We start from the raw sequence: 18,078 nt of genomic DNA, 5'->3' as shown, positions 1-18,078 counted from the left end.
GAAGGGGCCGCTACGACGCCAGGCGGGTTCCGCTGAGCACCAGCTCGACCGCGATCACGAGCGAGGCCAGGATCACGAGACGGAACAGCAGTCTCCCGGGAGGGCGGGTCGAGACGAGCCACACGCCCCACGCTGCAATGGCCAGCGACACGACGAGGCCGATCACCGACGCGAGCGTCACGGTCGTCCCCGGATGTGCCACGAGCGGCCCGACGAGGACGAGGAGCGCGGCGACGACGAGAGCTCCGAAGGCGACCAGGCCCGAGATCCGGGCGCCGAGTCGGTGGGGCAGGCCCCTCACGGAGGTCGCTGCGTCGTCGGCCAGGTCGGGCAGGACGTTCGTGAAGTGGATCGACACCCCGAACACGGCGCCGACGAGCACCGCCCACGGCGCGGGCGGCACGCCCTCCTGACCGGCGAGGGTGATGACGGCGGGGAGCAGCCCGAAGCTCACGATGAACGGCAGCACGGACGCCGGCGTCCGTTTGAGGCCCACGTTGTAGGCCCAGCCGGAGAGGATCAGCACGGCGTGCGCGATCGCCGCGGCGGGCCCGAGGGCGATCGAGACGGCGAGTCCGATCACGAGGGTCGAGACGGCGGCGCGCCGCACATCCGCCACCGGAACGAGGCCCTGCGCGACCGGCTTGTCGGTGCGCCCCGTGGCGGAGTCGCGCCCCGCGTCGATCCAGTCGTTGGAGAATCCGATCGAGAGCTGACCGAGCAGGATCGCGAGGGCGATCACCAGGATCCGCGCGACCGGGTACCCGAGGGAGGCCGCCAGCAGCCCCGACAGGACGGTGACAGCGAGCGTCGGCCCAGGGTGCGACGAGAGCGCGAGATACCGGGCTCTGTTCAGCATCGTCCCAGCCTAGGGCGTGTCTCTCGACTCGCCTGCGGTCAATCGAGAGACACGCCCCAGGGGTGGGCGGGGCGCGAACGCACCGACGTGCCGTTAACGAGGCGGTGTGCCCCGACCGAGTCGCTCGGGCGGAGCACACCTGGTACCCGGACGGCGCCGCACCCTTGGATGCTCGTAGGCATCCTCGGCGGATCAGAACCAGGGTCGTTCTTCGGCGTCATCTGAACGGGCACTCACGTCGAGTTACCATCCCAGACGTGAGCGCGATACTACGCCGTGAAATGTCTCCTGAGAAGGGGTCGCCCCGTTCGATTCCCGCCGATTTCCGGCGTCACGATCACCACGTCCTAGACTTGCCCGCGTGTCTGTGAACCCCGAGCTCCAGGGGCGGTCCTTCCCGTCCGTGAGTCCCTATCTCGTCGGTCGCGAGAAGATCCGCGAGTTCGCTCGCGCGACGTCGTCGACGAGCCGCCTGTCCCTCGATCCGGAGGCCGCGCGCGCCGCCGGCTTCCGCGATGTCGTGGCTCCGCCGACGTTCGCGATCGTCGTGCAGGAGGCCACCCTCCAGCAGCTCCTCGCCGCTCCCGACGCCGGCATCGACTTCGCGCGCGTCGTGCACGGCGACCAGCGGTTCAGCTACTCGCGGCCGATCGTCGCAGGCGACGAACTGACCGCGACCCTGACCGTGGCGAGCGTCAAGTCGCTGGGCGGCCACTCGATGGTCACCGCCGAGTCGGTCATGGTCGACGGTGAGGGCGAGCACGTCGTCACGACCACCTCGACCCTCGTCGTCCGGGGCGACGAATGAGCGCCGCGGTCGCCGGCCTCGAGGTCGGGCAGATCGTCGCGGAGCAGGACTTCACGCTGACGCGCGACTCGCTCGTGCGCTACGCCGGAGCCTCGGGCGACTTCAACCCGATCCACTACCGCGACGACGTCGCCGCCTCGGTCGGCCTCCCCGGGGTGCTCGCCCACGGCATGTTGACCATGGGCACGGCGGTGCAGCCGGTCGTCTCCTGGCTCGAGGGCGACGCCGTCCCCGCCGGAGGGTGGGTCTCCGACTACCAGGTGCGGTTCACGCGACCGGTCGTCGTCGATCCTGCTCACGGCGCCGTCCTGACCGTCACCGCGAAGGTCGGCCAGGTCGACCCCGAGGCGAACACGGCCCGCGTCGACCTCACCGTGACCTTCGAAGGCGCGACCGTCCTGGGCAAGGCTCAGGTGCGCGTGGCCTGGGCGTGACGAAGCTCTCCGAGCTCACCACGATGCAGGTCGGCGGAACGCCTGCCCGCCTCGTGGAGGCCACGACGCACGACGAGCTCCTCACCCTGGCCCGCGAGGCGTTCGTCGCCGAAGAGCCCTGGTTCGTCCTCGGCGGAGGGTCCAACCTCGTCGCATCCGACGAGGGCTTCCCCGGCACGGTGATCCACGTCGCGACCCGAGGGGTCGACGTCCTCGACGCGGCCGAGGGCGAGGTGCGCCTCCGCGTCGCCGCGGGCGAACCGTGGGACGAACTGGTCGCGCTCACCGTCTCCCGCGGCTGGTCGGGCATCGAAGCGCTGAGCGGCATCCCCGGTTCCGTCGGGGCGGCCCCGGTCCAGAACATCGGCGCGTACGGCCAGGAGGTCTCCGAGACCGTCGTCAGCGTCGACTTCCTCGACGCCGACACGGCAGAGTTCCTCCGCATCCCGCGCGCGAACCTGGGCCTCGACTACCGGACCAGCGTGTTCAAGCCGGGGCTCACGGATCCTGCGCGCCTCGGGGTCATCACGGCCGTCGAGTTCCTCCTCGCCGACGGCGGGGAGTGTCGGCCCCGGTGGCCTTCGGGCAGCTCGCCACCGCCCTCGACGTGCCGCTCGGCGCCCGGGTGGCGCTCGCCGACGTGCGCGCCCGCGTGCTCGACCTGCGCGCGTCGAAAGGAATGGTCCTCGATCCTGCCGATCGCGACACCGCCTCGAGCGGCTCGTTCTTCACCAATCCGATCGTGCCTCGCGAAGCCCTCGAAGGAGTCCCGGCCGACGCACCGCGGTGGGAGACCCAGGCGGAACCGCAGGATCGCGTGGTCCCGCTGGGCGAGAAACCCGCGCCTCCGCCCACCTTCACCCCCGGGCCGGTGAAGCTCAGTGCCGCTTGGCTCATCGAGCACGCCGGCATCGCGCGCGGGTTCCACCTGCCCGGCTCGGGCGCGGCGATCTCGACCAAGCACACCCTCGCCATCACGAACCGGGGCGGCGCCACGGCCGACGAGGTCGCCGAACTGGCCCGCTACGTGCAGAGCCGGGTGGCGGCGGAGTTCGGTGTGGTCCTTCACCCCGAACCGATCCTCCTCGGCCTCACCCTCTGAGCGCGGCGCCCGGGGGCGCGATCTGCGGCGTTGTCGTCCTTGCGAATGGCTCCGCCATACGCGGCGTCCTCCGCCTGGCAGCTCACGCCTCCGGGCGCCGCGCTGAGCGGTGGGGCGATCTGCGGCGTTGTCGTCCTTGCGAATGGCTCCGCCATACGCGGCGTCCTCCGCCTTGCAGCTCACGCCTCCGGGCGCCGCGCTGAGCGGTGGGGCGGTCTGCGGCGTTGTCGTCCTTGCGAATGGCTCCGCCATACGCGGCGTCCTCCGCCTTGCAGCTCACGCCTCCGGGCGCCGCGCTGAGCGGTGGGGCGGTCTGCGGCGTTGTCGTCCTTGCGAATGGCTCCGCCATACGCGGCGTCCTCCGCCTTGCAGCTCACGCCTCCGGGCGCCGCGCTGAGCGGTGGGGCGGTCTGCGGCGTTGTCGTCCTTGCGAATGGCTCCGCCATGCGCGGCGTCCTCCGCCTTGCAGCTCACGCCTCCGGGCGCCGCGCTGAGCGGGGAGCGCGGTGCGGCGTCATGGCAGATCGCGCCCCCGGGCGCCGCGCTAGGCGAAGAGGCGTTGGAGGCGGTGGACGCCTTCGAGGAGCGCGTCGTCACCCAGCGCATACGACAGCCGCAGGTAGCCGCTCGGCCCGAAGGCCTCCCCGGGCACCGTCGCGACCTCGGCCTGGTCGAGGATGAGGTCGGCGAGTTCGAGGCTCGTCGTGGGGGTGACCCCACCCCACTCCCGGCCCAGGAGGCCGGTGACGTCGGGGTAGACGTAGAAGGCGCCCTGGGGTGTCGGCGTCACGACGCCGGGGATCGTGTTGAGCTCGGCCACGATGGTCTTGCGGCGTGCGTCGAAGGCCTGACGCATGGTCTCGACCGAGTCTTGTGGGCCGGTCAACGCGGCGAGGGCAGCGCGCTGCGAGATGTTCGACACGTTCGACGAGAGGTGCGACTGGAGGTTCGACGCCGCTTTGGTGACGTCGGCGGGCGCCACCATCCAGCCGACCCGCCAGCCGGTCATGGCGTAGGTCTTGGCGACGCCGTTGACCAGGATCGCGGTGTCGAGCAGCTCGGGAACGGCCTGCGTGATCGAGACGGCCTTGACGCCGTCGTAGACGAGGTTCTGGTAGATCTCGTCGGTGATCACCCAGATGCCGTGCTCCAGCGCCCACTCGCCGATGGCGCGGGTCTGCTCTTCGGAGTAGACGGCGCCGGTCGGGTTCGACGGCGAGACGAACAGCAGGACCTTCGTGCGGGCCGTGCGCGCGGCCTCGAGCTGGTCGACCGTGACGAGGTAGCCCTGGTCGGCGCCGGCGAAGACGTCGACGGGGACGCCGCCGGCGAGCTTCACGGCCTCGGGGTACGTGGTCCAGTACGGGGTGGGCAGGATCACCTCGTCGCCGTCGTCGACGATCGCGGCGAACGACTGGTAGACGGCCTGCTTGCCGCCGTTGGTGACGATGACCTGCGACGCCGTCACGTGGGTGCCGCTGTCGCGCAGGGTCTTCTGCGCGATCGCCTCGCGGAGGTCGGGGAGTCCGGCGGCCGGCGTGTAGCGATGGTTCTTCGGGTCGCGAGCGGCGACGACCGCCGCTTCGACGATGTGCTCGGGCGTGGCGAAGTTCGGTTCGCCCGCGGCGTAGCTGATGACGTGCTTGCCTTCGGCCTGGAGAGCCTTCGCCTTCGCATCGACCTTGAGCGTCGCCGATTCCGCAATCGCGGCGATGCGAGTGGAGAGGCGGGGAAGACGGACACGGGAGTCGGCGCTGTTCACCCGCACAGCCTAACGGGAGGCTTCGCCGTGTGACACGGGGCGACATGCCGAGCCCGGCGCCCAACTTTACTTGCCCAGGTGGGTCACCTACACTTGTCTGCGGTGGTGGAATCCACCAAGCTTTTCTCTGCCCTGCGAAGGTAGCGGGGCGAAGTTCGTGCCGAAAGGCCGGGGGTTCCGGTATCCAAAGGGCGGTGGCTCAATTGGTAGAGCAGCGGTCTCCAAAACCGCAGGTTGCAGGTTCAAGTCCTGTCCGCCCTGCAGCCCGCTTCGTGCAGACGTACGAATTGGACGAAGGCCCTGGCGCTCAACAGAACTCCAGGCCGAAGCTCGGAAGGTAAGTACGACAGTGGCGAGAAAAGACGTAGACGTTCCCAGCGAGGACGTCGTCGCGATCGCGAGAGCCGACGGTGCAGCGCGCCGCGGTCGTTTTGCGCGCATCGCGCTCTTCCTGCGCCAGGTCATCAACGAGCTCAAGAAGGTCGTCACCCCGACCCGCAAAGAGCTGGTCAGCTACACGCTCGTCGTGTTGGTCTTCGTCGTCATCATGATGGCGCTCGTGTTCGGCCTCGACACGCTGTTCGGCTTCCTCGTCCAGTACGTGTTCGGTAACGGCGTCAATGCGAGCTAGTGAGCTGTCGGTCGCCTTCCTCGCGGCCTGACCCACCTGCCCACCCGATCACGACCCCGGGCGTCCCACTCCACGAGGCGACCCGCCCCATTCCACCGAAAGAAGAACCCTTGCCGAAGAACGAGCGCGACGACATCGATCTCGCCACCGCCGCCGAGCAGTCCTCCGAGGTCGAAGAGGTCCAAGAGGGCTCGACGCAGACGGCCGACGAGCTGTCCGTCGACTCCGCCGAGCACGAGGCCCTCGAGGTCGACGACGAGTCCGGTGCGTCCGACGTCGTCAACCTCGACGAGCTGCTCGACAGTCTCGACGAGGCGAAAGACGAGCAGGCCGACGCGGTCGTCGACGATGCTCTCGACATCGACTCCAGCGACGAGGCCGAAGCGGCCGTCGAGGCGACCGAAGACGAAGCCGAAGAGGTGGCAGAAGACCTCCAGGCCGAGGGCGACGCCGCGGGCGCGTTCGACGCCGTCTCCGACATCGAGGCCGCCGAGACCGACGCGGCCGATGCCGAAGAAGAAGAAGAGACCGAGGTCGACCCGTACGAGGCCTTCCGCTACGAGCTCCGCGGCAAGCCGGGCAAGTGGTACGTCATCCACTCCTACGCCGGGTTCGAGCGTCGCGTGAAGCAGAACATCGAGAACCGCATGGTCTCGCTCACGATGGAAGACTTCATCTACCAGGTCGAGGTCCCGATGGAGGACGTCGTCGAGATCAAGAACGGTCAGCGCAAGCTCGTCACGCGCGTTCGCATCCCCGGTTACGTCCTCGTCCGCATGGACCTCAACGAAGACAGCTGGTCGGTCGTCCGTCACACCCCCGGTGTCACCGGCTTCGTGGGCAACGCCCACAACCCGACGCCGCTGCGCTTCGAGGAGGCCTTCAACATGCTGAAGAGCCTCGTCCAGGTGCAGGAGGCCGCACCGGCCGCCAAGGGCGGAGCGAAGGGTGGCAAGGCCGCCCAGCGGGTCATCCCCGCAGAGGTCGACTTCGAGATCGGCGAGACGATCACGATCAAGGAGGGCTCGTTCGCAGGACTTCCCGGAACGATCAACGAGATCAAGCCCGAATCGGGTAAGCTCACGGTGCTCGTTTCGCTGTTCGAGCGCGAGACGCCGGTCGAGCTGAGCTTCGACCAGGTCACCAAGCTCTGAGCCGATTGCGACCGGTTCCCGCCGGGCCGCACCACAGCTTTTCACACCACCGGATTTCGGGTCATCCCAGTCCGGGAGAGCACGTTGCAACCGCAACGAGTTCGAACCCATAAAGAAGGAAAACAACATGGCACCGAAAAAGAAGGTCACGGGTCTGATCAAGCTTCAGATCAACGCCGGCGCCGCGAACCCCGCCCCGCCCATCGGCCCGGCCCTGGGTCAGCACGGCGTGAACATCATGGAGTTCTGCAAGGCGTACAACGCCGCGACCGAGTCGCAGCGCGGCAACGTCGTCCCCGTCGAGATCACCGTCTACGAAGACCGTTCGTTCACGTTCATCCTCAAGACGCCCCCGGCCGCCGAGCTCATCAAGAAGGCCGCCGGTCTCGCCAAGGGTTCCGCCACGCCGCACACCGTCAAGGTGGGCAAGCTGACGCAGGAGCAGGTCCGCGAGATCGCCACCGCCAAGCAGGCCGACCTCAACGCCAACGACATCGACGCTGCGGCGAAGATCATCGCCGGCACCGCTCGTTCCATGGGCATCACCGTCGACGCGTAGGCCTCACCGCCCACTCGCACGACACCCCCCAAGACATCCAGTGGGAGAGCCGGCCAGGCTCGTTACCACGCTCTCGAAATCAGGAGATTTCACATGGCTCAGAAGTCAAAGGCGTACCGCGCCGCTGCCGAGAAGATCGAGGCAGGCAAGTTCTACAGCACCAGCGAGGCCGTCGCCGTCGCTCGTGAGACCGGTTCCAAGAAGTTCGACTCGACCGTCGAGGTCGCGCTGAAGCTCGGCGTCGACCCGCGCAAGGCCGACCAGATGGTGCGCGGCACCGTCATCCTGCCCCACGGCACCGGCAAGACCGCTCGCGTCATCGTCTTCGCGACGGGCGCTGCGGCCGAGGCCGCCATCGCTGCCGGCGCCGACGAGGTCGGCGGCGACGAGCTCATCGAGAAGGTCGCCGGCGGCTACACGTCGTTCGACTCGGCCGTCTCGACGCCCGAGCTCATGGGCAAGGTCGGTCGTCTCGGTAAGGTTCTCGGCCCCCGCGGCCTCATGCCGAACCCGAAGACCGGCACCGTCACCCCGAACGTCGCTCAGGCCGTGAACGACATCAAGGGCGGCAAGATCGAGTTCCGCGTCGACAAGCACGCCAACGTGCACTTCGTCATCGGAAAGGCCGGCTTCTCCGAAGAGCAGCTCAACGCCAACCTCGACACCGCTCTCGACGAGGTCACGCGCCTCAAGCCGTCCTCCTCCAAGGGCCGCTACATCACCAAGGGCACCGTCTCGACCACCTTCGGTCCTGGCATCCCCCTCGACGTCAACGCTCTGTAGCCTCCGGTAGGCGCCACCGTTCGACGGCGGCGCTCGGGTGGGCCTCAAGGCTTGCACGAAGGGCCCGCACCTCACGAGGTGCGGGCCCTTCGTCGTCCCCGAAGACTGCCGATCCGGCGATCAGTCCTCGGCGATCTTGAGCACCAGCTTTCCCCGGGTGTGTCCGCGCTCGAGAAGGCGGTGCGCATCCGCGACGTCTTCGAGGTCGTAGACGTCGTCGACGTACACGCTGACGTCGCCGGAGTCGAGCAGTCGGGCGATGATGGCCAGGCACGTGGCATCCGGCGCCATCGCGTAGTCGGTGAACCGGACGCCCGCGGCCGTCGCGCTGTCGTCGAGTCCGGCCATGTCTCCGACGGGCACGTGCACCAGCAGGCCGCCCGGGCGGATCACGTCGAGCGAACGGCTCGCGACGTCGGCATCGTCGACGAGGTTGATCACCACGTCGACCTGCGAGACCTCGCTCTCGAAGCGGTGCGTGGTGTGATCGATCACCTGGGTCGCACCGAGTTGCCGCAGCCAGCTGGCGTTGCGCGGTGATCCGGTCGTGATGACGTGCGCTCCGAAGTAGGCGGCGAACTGGACGGCGAAGTGGCCCACGCCGCCGGCACCCGCCTGGATCAGGATGCGCTGGCCCTCGTGCGCTTTCGCGACGTCGACGACGAGACCCCACGCGGTGAGGGCGGCGAGGGGCACACCGGCGGCCTCCAGGTGCGAGAGGGACTTCGGCTTGCGAGCCACCTGGAGCGCCGGGACACTGACGTATTCCGCGTAGGCGCCGGGTGATCGCGGGACGGAGGCGACGCCGTAGACCTCGTATCCCGGCTTCAGCGGGTGAGCCGCATACGGGCTCTCGACGACGACTCCGCTGAAGTCGCAACCCAGGACCGCCGGTAGCTCCGGTGAGCCGCATCGTCCTGCCAGGCCCTTGCGCGCCTCGACATCGAACGGGTTCACGCCGGCGGCGACCACCCGGATGAGGACCTCGGAGCCCTGGCGCCCCGGCGTCGGGATGTCCGCCGGCGTCAGGACGTCCGGGCCGCCGTTCTCGGTGATCACCACGGCGCGCATCGTGCTGGTCATCGCCGGACTTTCGGTCGTCGTCGTCATCGAGCTCTCCATCGTCGATTCGTGCGGCTGTCGGGTCAGGCGCCTTTGCTCCTCTCAGTAAAGGCGGACGATGAGTCCGCTGTGTTTCAGGGGTGTCACTGCTCGGGAAACTATCCATCTGCTCGGTACCCTCGGGCGTGTGAGACAACTCTTCGCACTTCTCCGCGTGGCTGCGGCCGTGGCAATCATCGTGGCCATCACGGCCCAGTGGATCGAGAGCCAGAACGATCCCGGCTACCGCTTCGTGAACTTCTTCGGGTATTTCACGATCCAGAGCAACATCTTCGTCGGCGCGGTCTTCCTCGTCGCGGCGGCGTATGGGCTGCGTTCCCGCTCGCAGCCGGGATGGCTGACCGTCGCCCACGCCGCGACCATCACGTACATCGCGACGACCGGAGTGGTCTACAACCTCCTGCTGGCCAACGGCCCGCTCGGCGATTTCAACGTGGCCTGGTCGAACAACATCCTCCACCGCGTGATCCCCGTCGTGGCCGTCCTCCAGTGGATCCTGTTCGGAGACCGCTCGTCGATCGCGTGGAAGAGGCTCTGGTACTTCCTGATCTACCCGGTGATCTGGCTCATCGTGATCCTGCTCCGGGGCCAGGACTTCGTGCCGTACCCGTTCTTGAACGTCGTCACGATCGGCGCCGGCTCCGTGACGCTCTACTGCATCGCGATCACGGCGTTCGTCGTCGGAATGTCGGCGCTCGTGATCTGGGTCAGCCGCCTGCGGATCCTGCGCCCCGACTCCGACCTGCCTCGTCAGGAGCGGGCGAGCGTCTCCAGCACCTGATCGGCGAGGTTCACCAGCTGGTGGATCTCGTTGTCGTCGCGCTCGACCCACTGGCACTCCGGCGGGCCGGCGAGTGGGACGAAGTCGACGTGCTGTTCCCACACGACGAGGGTGCGCTCGGCACCGAGGACGTACTGCTGCCACCAGACCTGACGGAGGTACGAGCGCGGGATGCTTCGCCAGGCCTTCGACGTCGTCTTGATCTCGCAGAGCACCACGGTGCCGTCGGAACGCTCGGCGACGCCGTCGGGTGTGGCCAGATGGAGCTTCTGGCCCTGCGCATGGAAGAGGAGGCTGCTCGGCTCGATGGCGTGGTTGCGGCTCACCCAGCGAGCGATCACGGGCTCACGGGCCCGACCGTGGTCGGTGTAGTCGTTGCCGCGGAAGCCGTTGCCGTAGAGCTTGTCGAGCACGACGGCCTGGACGGCTGCCGCGCTCGACAGCCGGGCCACGTCGGTGGCGGTGATGCCGCGGCTCCGAGCCCGGAGCCACGCGACGCGATCGGTCGAGTCGGCGAGCACGCGTTGCCTGTGGTTGAGGGTGGGCTCAGCCGGTTCGTCCCACAGGGAGAGGGTCGGCTGAACGAGGGTCACCCGACCATTGTCTCTCGACGAAAGGCGATCGAGGGGCAGATTCAGGAGGAGGCGGCGAGCGTGTCGAGGCCGGACGGCGACAGCGCGTAGTGAATGGCCAGCATGCTGGCGCCGAGGATCGCGGAGTCGTCGCCCGCCCGCGAGGCCACGATGGTGAGGTGTTCGGTCGAGAGCGGCATCGAGCGCGAGTAGACGACTTCGCGGACCCCCGCGAGCAGATGCTCGCCGGCCTCCGCCATCGACCCCCCGATGGCGATCACCGACGGGTTGATGAGGCTGACGCAGGTCGTGAGTACCTCGCCGATGTCGCGCCCTGCCTGCCGGACGGCCCGCACGGCGTCGATGTCGCCGCCGCGGACGAGTTCGATCACGTCGGATCCGGATGCCGCCTCGACGCCCTCGCGACGCAGACCGGCGGCGATCGCCGGCCCGGAGGCGACGGCCTCGAGGCAGCCGGTGTTGCCGCAGCGGCAGGCGATGCCCGCACCTCGCGAGACGGGGATGTGGCCGATGTCGCCGGCGATGCCCTGCGCGCCGCGCTGGAGCTGCCCGCCCGAGATGATGCCGGAGCCGATTCCGGTGGCGACCTTGAGGAAGAAGAGGTGATCGACGTCCGGCCACGAGTGCTGACGCTCGCCCAGGGCCATGATGTTGACGTCGTTGTCGACGAACACGGGGACGTCGATGTGCTGCTGCACCCAGCCCGGCACGTCGAAGGCGTCCCAGCCGGGCATGATCGGCGGGTTGACCGGGCGGCCGGTGGAGAATTCGACCGGCCCGGGCAGGCCGATGCCGGCGGCGATGAGGTCGCGACGGGTCTTTCCGAGCTCGGCGAGCAGCGCGTCGGCGTGCTCGATCATCCAGCCCAGCACGTGTTCGGGGCCGAGGCCGATCTCGAGCTCTTCGCGGTGGCTCAGGAGCTCGGCGCCCATGAGATCGCTGATCGCGACGTGCGCGTGGCTCGCGCCGAGGTCGGCGGCCAGGACGACTCGCGAAGACGGGCGAAGCGCGACCCGGGACGGCGGCCGGCCGCCGGTCGACACGGCGTCGGCCACGGGCCCGATGAGGCCCAGGTCGGTGAGCGAGTCGAGGCGGAGGCCGATGGTGGATCGCGCGAGACCGGTCAGGGCGGCGAGCTCGGCTCGGGTGCGCGGTCGTCCGTCTCGCAGGAGCTGGAAGAGGTCGCCCGCCCCCGTCGTGCCGAGGACAGACGTGCGCATCGCGTCTGACATGAGAGGAGTTAACCACAGCTTCAGCTCCCGGGAGGAGAAAGCTGTCGAGCGTCTTGCATCTTTTGCTTGCGCCTCGACAGAAGTGGCCATAGGGTGAGTGTCGGTCGACGGCGACCCCCTCGGGTCGCCACCGCAAACGTCGCTCGATGAGGAGACAAACAGGTGTCAACCGTCCCACCTTCGGTTCAGCTCTATACGGTCCGGTCGGCCATCGCCGACGATCTCCCGGGTACCCTCGCCCGGCTCGCAGCCCTCGGCTTCACGAAGGTCGAGCCATGGGGTTTCGTCGAGCGCGTCGACGAGTACGCCGAACTGCTTCCCGCCTCCGGTCTTTCGGCTCCCAGCGCTCACGCGGGCCTCGTCGCCGCCGCAGCGAAAGACGAGCTCGACCCGATCTTCGCCGCGGCCAAGCGGCTCGGGGTCTCGACGATCATCGACCCCCACATCGATGAGACGCGCTGGATCACGAGAGAAGACGTCGAGAGCATCGCTCGCGACCTCGGGTCCGTCGCCGACCGCGCGGCCGAGCATGATCTGAGCGTCGGCTACCACAACCACGCCTTCGAGCTGGAGAACCTCATCGACGGCGTGCCCGCTCTCGAGATCCTGGCCGGGGCCCTGCCGGCCGGAGTCGTCCTGGAGGTCGACACCTACTGGGCGGAGGTGGGCGGCGTCGACGCGCCCGAGCTGCTCGCGCGCCTCGGCGATCGTGTCCAGTTCCTCCACGTCAAGGACGGCCCGAAGACCAAGAACGACAAGGAGCAGGTCGCAGTCGGGCGAGGCGTCCTGCCCATCCGCGACATCCTCCGCGCCGCGCCACAGGCGCTGCCCGTCATCGAGCTCGACGACCACGAGGGCGACATCTTCACCGCCCTCGAAGAGAGCCTCGCCTTCCTCGAGAAGATTCGCGCCTGAACCACCGGGCTCGTCTCTGAGCATCCGTCTTTCGTCATCCTCGGATGGCGAAACACAATCGACTACTTACGAAACTTTCGTGCTCGATTGGTGCCACCTCATCGAATAACGATGGGATAACCGCAGCAAATTGTCGTTGACTTCGCCGGATCGTTCGGTGAAGATGATGCCAGCAAGTGGTTGACGGGGCCGTCGGCGGCCAAAAGAAGCCGCCCGAAGCCCGAAAGTTTCACTGCAACACAGTTCTTATTCAAAGAGGAATAGGCGTCAGCAAAGCTGCTGGGGCCGGAAGGACACCGACCATGCCAACCAAGATCACGACTTCCGCCTTCTCCCGCCGAGCTTTCCTCGGCGGCGCGGCGGGAGTCTCGGCCGTAGCCCTCCTGGCTGCCTGCACCTCCGGCGGCGGCGGCAAGGGATCCAGCTCCAAGACTCTGAAGTTCTGGAACATGCCCTGGGGCAACACGACCTTCAACACGCTCGACAAGCAGATCGCCGTCGCCTACAAGCCGGCCAGCGGCCTCCCCAAGTCGACCTACCAGGTCATCCAGTGGGCCAACTTCACCCAGACCTTCTCGTCAGCGATCGCCTCGAACACCGGGCCCGCCGTCTCCTCCGGCGGTGGTACGCAGGCTTTCCAGTACGCGGCGCAGGGCAAGATCGCTTACGCCGACGACCTTCTCGACAGCTGGAAGAAGAACGGGATCTACGACGACTTCCTCCCCGGTCTGGTCGACACGATGAAGACCAAGAACGGCTACGCGGCCGTCCCCTACAACCTCGACATGCGCGTGTCGTGGTACTCGAAGTCGCTCCTCGCGAAGGCGGGCGTCCAGCCCCCACCGACTGGCAGAGCTACCTCGACGTCTGTGCCGCGCTCAAGAAGATCGGCGTCTACGGCTGGGGTCAGGGCTCCGGCTCCGGCAACTTCACCGGCTCGCACATCATGGTCAGCTTCATGATCAACAACGGCGGCGGCCTCTTCGACGAGAACCAGAAGGCCAACTGCGTCACGAGCGCCAACATCGAGGCCATGGACTTCATGCTCGAACTGGTGAAGAAGGGCTACACCGACCCCGCGTCCGCCACGTACACGAGCGCCAACGTCCAGGCTCAGTGGAAGGCGAAGAAGTTCGGCTTCGGCTGGGACGGCGCGGCCCTCGACCAGAACGTCGGCGGCTCGGCCATCGGCGACCTCCTGGTCGGCGACCCGCTGACGGGCCCCTCGGGCAAGAAGGGCGCGCTCTTCTTCCCGAACAACATCATGATGTACAAGAACACCCCCTCGCAGAAAGACAGCGAGGCGTTCCTGACGTACTACTACAAGAACATGTCCCCGCTGTGGACCAAGAGCACTGGCATCGGTCTCCCCGTCCTCAAGTCGATCGCCGACACCGCCGGCTTCAAGGCCAACGCCAACGCCGTCAAGGTCATCAACGACTGGCAGCCCATCTCGAAGACCTGGGCCGCTCCCGGCGGGGACGCACTGTTCGAGGGTGTCACGGCCGTCGACGGCACGCCGGCGATGACCAACTTCACGCAGTCGATCCTCGGCGGCAAGGTCACCTCGAAAGAGGCGCTGACCACCCTGCAGAACGCCATCAAGGCGTCCTGATCCCCGTGCGGCGTGGCCGTTCATCCCAGTCCGTCACGAAGGAGTGAAGCATGTCGGTCTCTAGCGTCGCTGAGAATTTGAGGCGTGCCCGGCGTGGGGTCGGTGTTTCCGGCTCTGGGTCGGGCGCGCCTCGTCCGGTGCGTAAGTCGAAGCGGTTCACGCCGCGGACGTGGACGTTGTTGGCGTTCGCGTTGCCGTCGTTGGTCTTGTTGTTGTTGATCAATTTGTATCCGGTGATCTACGCGTTCATTCAGTCTCTGCATAACGGGACCTTGTTGGACTCGGGGCCGTTCGTGGGGTTGAAGAACTACACGGACATTTTGACTCAGGCGTCGTTCTGGAACGCGGCGTTGTTCACGTTGGTCTTCACGATCGTGGGTGTGTTCGGGTCGTGGATCGTGGGCCTGGCGTTGTCGTTGTTGTTGCGCACGCATATTCCGGCGAATGGTTTGTTCAAGGTGTTGTTGTTGTTGCCGTGGATCGTTCCGGTGGTGGTGTCGGCGACGTCGTGGAACTGGTTGGTCGCGACGCCGCAGTCGCCGTTGCCGATCCTGTTCGCGCATCTCGGTTTCGGGAACGTGTTGTTCCTCGCGGATCCGACGCTGGCGAAGATCGTCGTGTGCGTTTTCAAGGTGTGGATCTCGTTCCCGTTCATGATGATGATGATGTCGTCGGCGTTGGCGTCGGTGGATACCAATGTGTACGAGGCGGCGAAGGTCGATGGTGCCAGTAATTGGCAGGGTTTCCGGTTCATCACGATGCCGATGATCGCCCGGACCACGTTCGTGTCGTGGATCTTGATGACGATTTTCTGCGTGAATGATTTCCCGACGATCTTCTTGCTGACCGGTGGTGGTCCGGTGAACGCGACTCAGTCGTTGGTCGTGTTGGCGTATCTGACCGTGTTCCAGAACTTCCAGACCGGCCCTGGCATCGCGATCGCGTTCGTCATGACGCTCGTGTTGGTCATCATCTCGGTGGTTTTGTACCGCCAGATCCGAAAGGTGAACGTCGAATGAGCACGCTCAGTGTCCGACGCGCTCGCGTCAAAGACCAGGCCGCTGGTTCGGTCACGGCGACTCGTCGCCGTACTCAGACCGAGCAGCGCAAGCGCGGCGGGTGGTGGCGTTTCGCGCTGATCGTCGTCATCACGGCGTTGGTGTTGGTTCCGATCATCGCCGTCGTGGGGTTGTCGTTCCAGCCCTCGCTGGGGTCGACGGTGAAGGGGAACTTCACGCTGGAGAATTACTCGTCGATCTTCACGCAGACCGCGGTGGTGACCTGGTTGACGAACAGTCTCACGGTCACGGTGGTCACGGTCGTCATCGCGGTCGCTGTCGCCGCTCCGGCCGGGTATGTGTTGTCGCGGGCACGGAACAAGCTCGTGTCGGGGTATTCGCTGGTGTTGTTCGTGGTCCAGTCGTTGCCGGTCGTGTCCGCGGTGATTCCGTTGTTCATCCTGTTCGCGAAGTTCAATCTCGTCGACAACCTCGTCGGTGTCACGATCATCTATGTCGGTTCGACGATGTCGGTCGCGATCTGGATGATGGCGGCGTATTACGACTCGATCCCGATCGCTCTCGAGGAGGCGGCCTGGATGGATGGTGCTTCCTTGTTCGGGTCCTTCACCCGTATCGTGCTGCGCAACTCTCTCCCGGGTATTTTGTCGACGGCGATCTTCGCGTTCCTGCTCGCGTGGAATGATTACTTGATCGCTTTGGTGTTCTTGCGTTCCGACCCGAATTACACGCTGCCGGTCGGGCTCGAGACGTTCTTCCAGCAGAACGCGACGAACTGGGGTCTCGTCATGGCCGTCGCGGTCGTGATGATGCTGCCCCCGATCATCCTGTTCTCGTTCCTGAACCGGTACTTCTCGGTCGGCGGAATCGGCGGCTCGCTTGCCGGACGTTGATCTCACCCCGACCAAGAGGGCCCTCGTGGTCCGCGGCGGCTGGGACGGACACCAGCCTGTCGAAGCCACCGACCTGTTCGTCCCGTTCCTGAAGGAGAACGGTTACGAGGTCAGGATCGAGGAGTCCCCGGCGATCTACACCGACGGCGACTACCTCGACACCGTCGACCTCATCGTCCAGTCGGTGACGATGTCCACCATCGAGAAGGAGGAGTTCGAAGGACTCCGCCTGGCCGTCGAGAACGGCACCGGCCTCGGTGGCTGGCACGGCGGAATCGCCGACTCCTATCGCAACAACTCCGACTACCTGCACATGATCGGCGGCCAGTTCGCGACGCACCCGGGAAAAGCTCCCGAGGAGCGGATCGGCGAGCAGTCCGACAACTACGTGCCCTACACGGTGCATATGACGGACGCGGCGGCGACGCATCCGATCACGGAGGGCATCGGCGACTTCGAGCTGACCACCGAGCAGTACTGGGTGCTTCACGACGACTACATCGACGTGCTGGCCACGACGACGCAGGCGGTGCGGCCGTGGGACCCTGGAACCGCGAAGTCACCTCGCCCGCGATCTGGACCAGGCAGTGGGGTGCGGGGCGGATCTTCGTCTCGACGCCCGGGCACCACGTCGACATCCTCGAAGACACCAACGTCCGCACCATCATCGAAAGGGGCTGCTGTGGGCGTCCCGCTGAAAGTCGGCATCATCGGAGTCGGCAAGATCTCCGAGCAGTACTTCGCGAGCTTCCCGAAGCTGCCCGGGCTCCACCTGACGGCGGTGGCCGACATCGACGCTGCCCGCACGAAGCAGGTCGCCGACGAGCAGGGCGTCGCGGCGCTCACCGTCGACGAACTGCTCGCGGATCCTGCCATCGATGCGATCGTGAACCTCACCATCCCGGCGGCGCACGTCGAGGTCGGCACGCGGGCCCTGAAGGCCGGCAAGCACGTCTTCGCCGAGAAGCCGCTCGGCCTCTCGCCCGAGGAGGCTCTGCCGATGCTCGAACTCGCCGACGAGAAGGGGCTCCGCGTCGGAAGCGCACCCGACACCGTGCTCGGCACCGGCATCCAGACCGCGCGCCAGGTGCTCGACAGCGGGGCCATCGGCGATCCCGTCGCGGCTCAGGTCCACTGGTCGGCCCCGGGTCACGAGCGCTGGCACCCGTCGCCGCTGTTCTACTACCAGCCGGGAGGCGGGCCTCTCTTCGACATGGCGCCCTACTACCTGACCAGCCTGGTGACGCTGTTCGGTCCGATCGCGCGCGTCTCGGGGCTCGCGACGAGGTCGACCCGGGAGCGCAAGGTCGAGACCGGGCCTCTCGAAGGGACGGCGATCCCGGTCGACGTCGACACGCACGTCAGTGCCCTGCTCGAGCACGCCTCGGGCGTCACCTCGACCGTCACCGTGAGCTTCGAGGTGTGGGCGACCCGGTCGCCGCTGTTCGAGGTCTACGGCACGAAGGGCACGCTGGCGGTTCCCGACCCGAACCGCTTCTCGGACCCCGTCGAGATCTCGACCAGCGACGCGCCCGAGTTCACCGAAGTGCCGGTCTCGGCCGGCTACGACGATGCCGGTCGCGGCTACGGACTCGCCGACATGGCGCGAGCCATCGAGACCGACCGCCCGCACCGGGCCTCCGGCCGGCTCGCCTTCCACGTCCTCGAGGCGATGGACGCGATCCTGCGTTCCAGCGACGAGAAGCGCGTGGTGGAACTGACCAGTACCGTCGAGCGGCCCGACCCCGTGCCGCACGGGGCGAACCCCGAAACCTGGTAGGCCGAGCGACACCGATCGGCGCGACGAAGCGGCGGA

Annotated in this window: 17 protein-coding genes, 1 tRNA gene and 2 pseudogenes; 15 read left to right on the top strand and 5 right to left on the bottom strand. The window is 67.1% G+C overall.

The annotated features are described in order from the left end of the window. Nucleotides 1-10 precede the first annotated feature (10 nt). Entirely contained in the window at nucleotides 11-859 is an 849-nt protein-coding gene (locus QUE79_RS18955; RefSeq protein ID WP_286344417.1) for a UbiA family prenyltransferase, read from the bottom strand. Between the two features lie 361 nt (nucleotides 860-1,220). Here QUE79_RS18955 and QUE79_RS18950 point away from each other — a divergent pair, with 361 nt between their 5' ends. From QUE79_RS18950 to QUE79_RS18940, 3 genes and pseudogenes are all read left to right on the top strand, one after another. After that, on the top strand, nucleotides 1,221-1,667 hold the full coding sequence (locus tag QUE79_RS18950) for an FAS1-like dehydratase domain-containing protein (protein ID WP_286344416.1): 447 nt from the start codon (nucleotides 1,221-1,223) through the stop codon (nucleotides 1,665-1,667). Then, the gene (locus tag QUE79_RS18945) at nucleotides 1,664-2,101 is read left to right on the top strand and encodes a MaoC/PaaZ C-terminal domain-containing protein (RefSeq protein WP_286344415.1); all 438 of its coding nucleotides are present in this window, start codon (nucleotides 1,664-1,666) and stop codon (nucleotides 2,099-2,101) included. Before QUE79_RS18950 ends, QUE79_RS18945 begins: the two co-directional genes overlap by 4 nt. A gap of 23 nt (nucleotides 2,102-2,124) precedes the next feature. Beyond that, a pseudogene (locus QUE79_RS18940) lies at nucleotides 2,125-3,203 on the top strand (UDP-N-acetylmuramate dehydrogenase). Nucleotides 3,204-3,747: 544 nt separating this feature from the next. On the opposite strand, the gene QUE79_RS18935 reads toward QUE79_RS18940, so the two are convergent. After that, nucleotides 3,748-4,965 carry a pyridoxal phosphate-dependent aminotransferase gene (locus QUE79_RS18935; protein WP_286344414.1) on the bottom strand — a complete coding sequence of 406 codons (1,218 nt, stop codon included), beginning with the start codon at nucleotides 4,963-4,965 and terminating at the stop codon, nucleotides 3,748-3,750. Between the two features lie 188 nt (nucleotides 4,966-5,153). Between QUE79_RS18935 and QUE79_RS18930 the strand changes: the two genes are divergently transcribed. The 5 genes from QUE79_RS18930 to rplA all read left to right on the top strand — a co-directional run bounded on the left by QUE79_RS18930 (nucleotide 5,154) and on the right by rplA (nucleotide 8,092). After that, nucleotides 5,154-5,226 (top strand) — tRNA-Trp (locus QUE79_RS18930). An 88-nt stretch (nucleotides 5,227-5,314) separates the two neighbouring features. After that, entirely contained in the window at nucleotides 5,315-5,596 is a 282-nt protein-coding gene (gene secE / locus QUE79_RS18925) for a preprotein translocase subunit SecE (RefSeq protein ID WP_286344413.1), read from the top strand. Nucleotides 5,597-5,706: 110 nt separating this feature from the next. Beyond that, complete coding sequence (gene nusG / locus QUE79_RS18920) at nucleotides 5,707-6,750, top strand: transcription termination/antitermination protein NusG (protein ID WP_286344412.1); 1,044 nt, start codon at nucleotides 5,707-5,709, stop codon at nucleotides 6,748-6,750. A 127-nt stretch (nucleotides 6,751-6,877) separates the two neighbouring features. Then, entirely contained in the window at nucleotides 6,878-7,309 is a 432-nt protein-coding gene (gene rplK / locus QUE79_RS18915) for a 50S ribosomal protein L11 (protein WP_286344411.1), read from the top strand. 93 nt (nucleotides 7,310-7,402) lie between these two features. Then, nucleotides 7,403-8,092 carry a 50S ribosomal protein L1 gene (rplA, locus tag QUE79_RS18910; RefSeq protein ID WP_286344410.1) on the top strand — a complete coding sequence of 230 codons (690 nt, stop codon included), beginning with the start codon at nucleotides 7,403-7,405 and terminating at the stop codon, nucleotides 8,090-8,092. A 120-nt stretch (nucleotides 8,093-8,212) separates the two neighbouring features. Here the strand turns inward: rplA and QUE79_RS18905 are convergent, their stop codons facing one another. Beyond that, a complete protein-coding gene (locus QUE79_RS18905) occupies nucleotides 8,213-9,202 on the bottom strand; it encodes an NADP-dependent oxidoreductase (protein ID WP_286344409.1) in 990 nt (329 codons plus the stop codon). A gap of 178 nt (nucleotides 9,203-9,380) precedes the next feature. Here QUE79_RS18905 and QUE79_RS18900 point away from each other — a divergent pair, with 178 nt between their 5' ends. Further along, nucleotides 9,381-9,995: a Pr6Pr family membrane protein gene (locus tag QUE79_RS18900; protein WP_286344408.1), complete on the top strand. Its 615-nt coding sequence runs from the start codon at nucleotides 9,381-9,383 to the stop codon at nucleotides 9,993-9,995. Here QUE79_RS18900 and QUE79_RS18895 read toward each other — a convergent pair. Together QUE79_RS18895 and QUE79_RS18890 are read right to left on the bottom strand one after the other, a co-directional pair. After that, the gene (locus QUE79_RS18895; protein WP_286346775.1) at nucleotides 9,965-10,561 is read right to left on the bottom strand and encodes a YqaJ viral recombinase family protein; all 597 of its coding nucleotides are present in this window, start codon (nucleotides 10,559-10,561) and stop codon (nucleotides 9,965-9,967) included. The two genes, QUE79_RS18900 and QUE79_RS18895, sit on opposite strands and share 31 nt — an antisense overlap. Nucleotides 10,562-10,629: 68 nt before the next feature. Continuing rightward, nucleotides 10,630-11,820, bottom strand: coding sequence for an ROK family transcriptional regulator (locus QUE79_RS18890; RefSeq protein ID WP_286344407.1), 1,191 nt, complete (start codon nucleotides 11,818-11,820; stop codon nucleotides 10,630-10,632). Between the two features lie 162 nt (nucleotides 11,821-11,982). Here QUE79_RS18890 and QUE79_RS18885 point away from each other — a divergent pair, with 162 nt between their 5' ends. The 6 genes and pseudogenes from QUE79_RS18885 to QUE79_RS18855 all read left to right on the top strand — a co-directional run bounded on the left by QUE79_RS18885 (nucleotide 11,983) and on the right by QUE79_RS18855 (nucleotide 18,042). Further along, nucleotides 11,983-12,735 (top strand): sugar phosphate isomerase/epimerase family protein, encoded by a 753-nt coding sequence (locus QUE79_RS18885; protein ID WP_286344406.1) that lies wholly within the window; start codon nucleotides 11,983-11,985, stop codon nucleotides 12,733-12,735. Nucleotides 12,736-13,037: 302 nt separating this feature from the next. Further along, the gene (locus QUE79_RS18880; RefSeq protein ID WP_286344405.1) at nucleotides 13,038-13,697 is read left to right on the top strand and encodes an ABC transporter substrate-binding protein; all 660 of its coding nucleotides are present in this window, start codon (nucleotides 13,038-13,040) and stop codon (nucleotides 13,695-13,697) included. 703 nt (nucleotides 13,698-14,400) lie between these two features. Next, nucleotides 14,401-15,369 (top strand): carbohydrate ABC transporter permease, encoded by a 969-nt coding sequence (locus QUE79_RS18870; protein WP_286344404.1) that lies wholly within the window; start codon nucleotides 14,401-14,403, stop codon nucleotides 15,367-15,369. Continuing rightward, nucleotides 15,366-16,262 carry a carbohydrate ABC transporter permease gene (locus QUE79_RS18865; RefSeq protein ID WP_286344403.1) on the top strand — a complete coding sequence of 299 codons (897 nt, stop codon included), beginning with the start codon at nucleotides 15,366-15,368 and terminating at the stop codon, nucleotides 16,260-16,262. Before QUE79_RS18870 ends, QUE79_RS18865 begins: the two co-directional genes overlap by 4 nt. Further along, a pseudogene (locus QUE79_RS18860) lies at nucleotides 16,249-16,960 on the top strand (ThuA domain-containing protein). The gene QUE79_RS18865 and the pseudogene QUE79_RS18860 overlap by 14 nt, the downstream one beginning before the upstream one ends. Further along, entirely contained in the window at nucleotides 16,945-18,042 is a 1,098-nt protein-coding gene (locus QUE79_RS18855) for a Gfo/Idh/MocA family protein (protein ID WP_286344402.1), read from the top strand. Before QUE79_RS18860 ends, QUE79_RS18855 begins: the two are co-directional and overlap by 16 nt. Nucleotides 18,043-18,078: the final 36 nt, after the last annotated feature.

Origin of the sequence: Frondihabitans sucicola (assembly GCF_030296615.1) — a bacterium.
GTDB classification, from domain to species: Bacteria; Actinomycetota; Actinomycetes; order Actinomycetales; family Microbacteriaceae; genus Frondihabitans; species Frondihabitans sucicola.
This window is presented reverse-complemented; position numbering and strand designations above follow the sequence as displayed.

Excerpts from the sequence above, each read along its gene's own strand:
- QUE79_RS18955 (WP_286344417.1), bottom strand. The coding sequence starts at position 859 with ATGCTGAACAGAGCCCGGTATCTCGCGCTCTCGTCGCACCCTGGGCCG.
- QUE79_RS18945 (WP_286344415.1), top strand. The coding sequence starts at position 1,664 with ATGAGCGCCGCGGTCGCCGGCCTCGAGGTCGGGCAGATCGTCGCGGAG.
- rplK (WP_286344411.1), top strand. The coding sequence starts at position 6,878 with ATGGCACCGAAAAAGAAGGTCACGGGTCTGATCAAGCTTCAGATCAAC.
- rplA (WP_286344410.1), top strand. The coding sequence starts at position 7,403 with ATGGCTCAGAAGTCAAAGGCGTACCGCGCCGCTGCCGAGAAGATCGAG.
- QUE79_RS18905 (WP_286344409.1), bottom strand. The coding sequence starts at position 9,202 with ATGACGACGACGACCGAAAGTCCGGCGATGACCAGCACGATGCGCGCC.
- QUE79_RS18890 (WP_286344407.1), bottom strand. The coding sequence starts at position 11,820 with ATGTCAGACGCGATGCGCACGTCTGTCCTCGGCACGACGGGGGCGGGC.
- QUE79_RS18880 (WP_286344405.1), top strand. The coding sequence starts at position 13,038 with ATGCCAACCAAGATCACGACTTCCGCCTTCTCCCGCCGAGCTTTCCTC.
- QUE79_RS18870 (WP_286344404.1), top strand. The coding sequence starts at position 14,401 with ATGTCGGTCTCTAGCGTCGCTGAGAATTTGAGGCGTGCCCGGCGTGGG.
- QUE79_RS18865 (WP_286344403.1), top strand. The coding sequence starts at position 15,366 with ATGAGCACGCTCAGTGTCCGACGCGCTCGCGTCAAAGACCAGGCCGCT.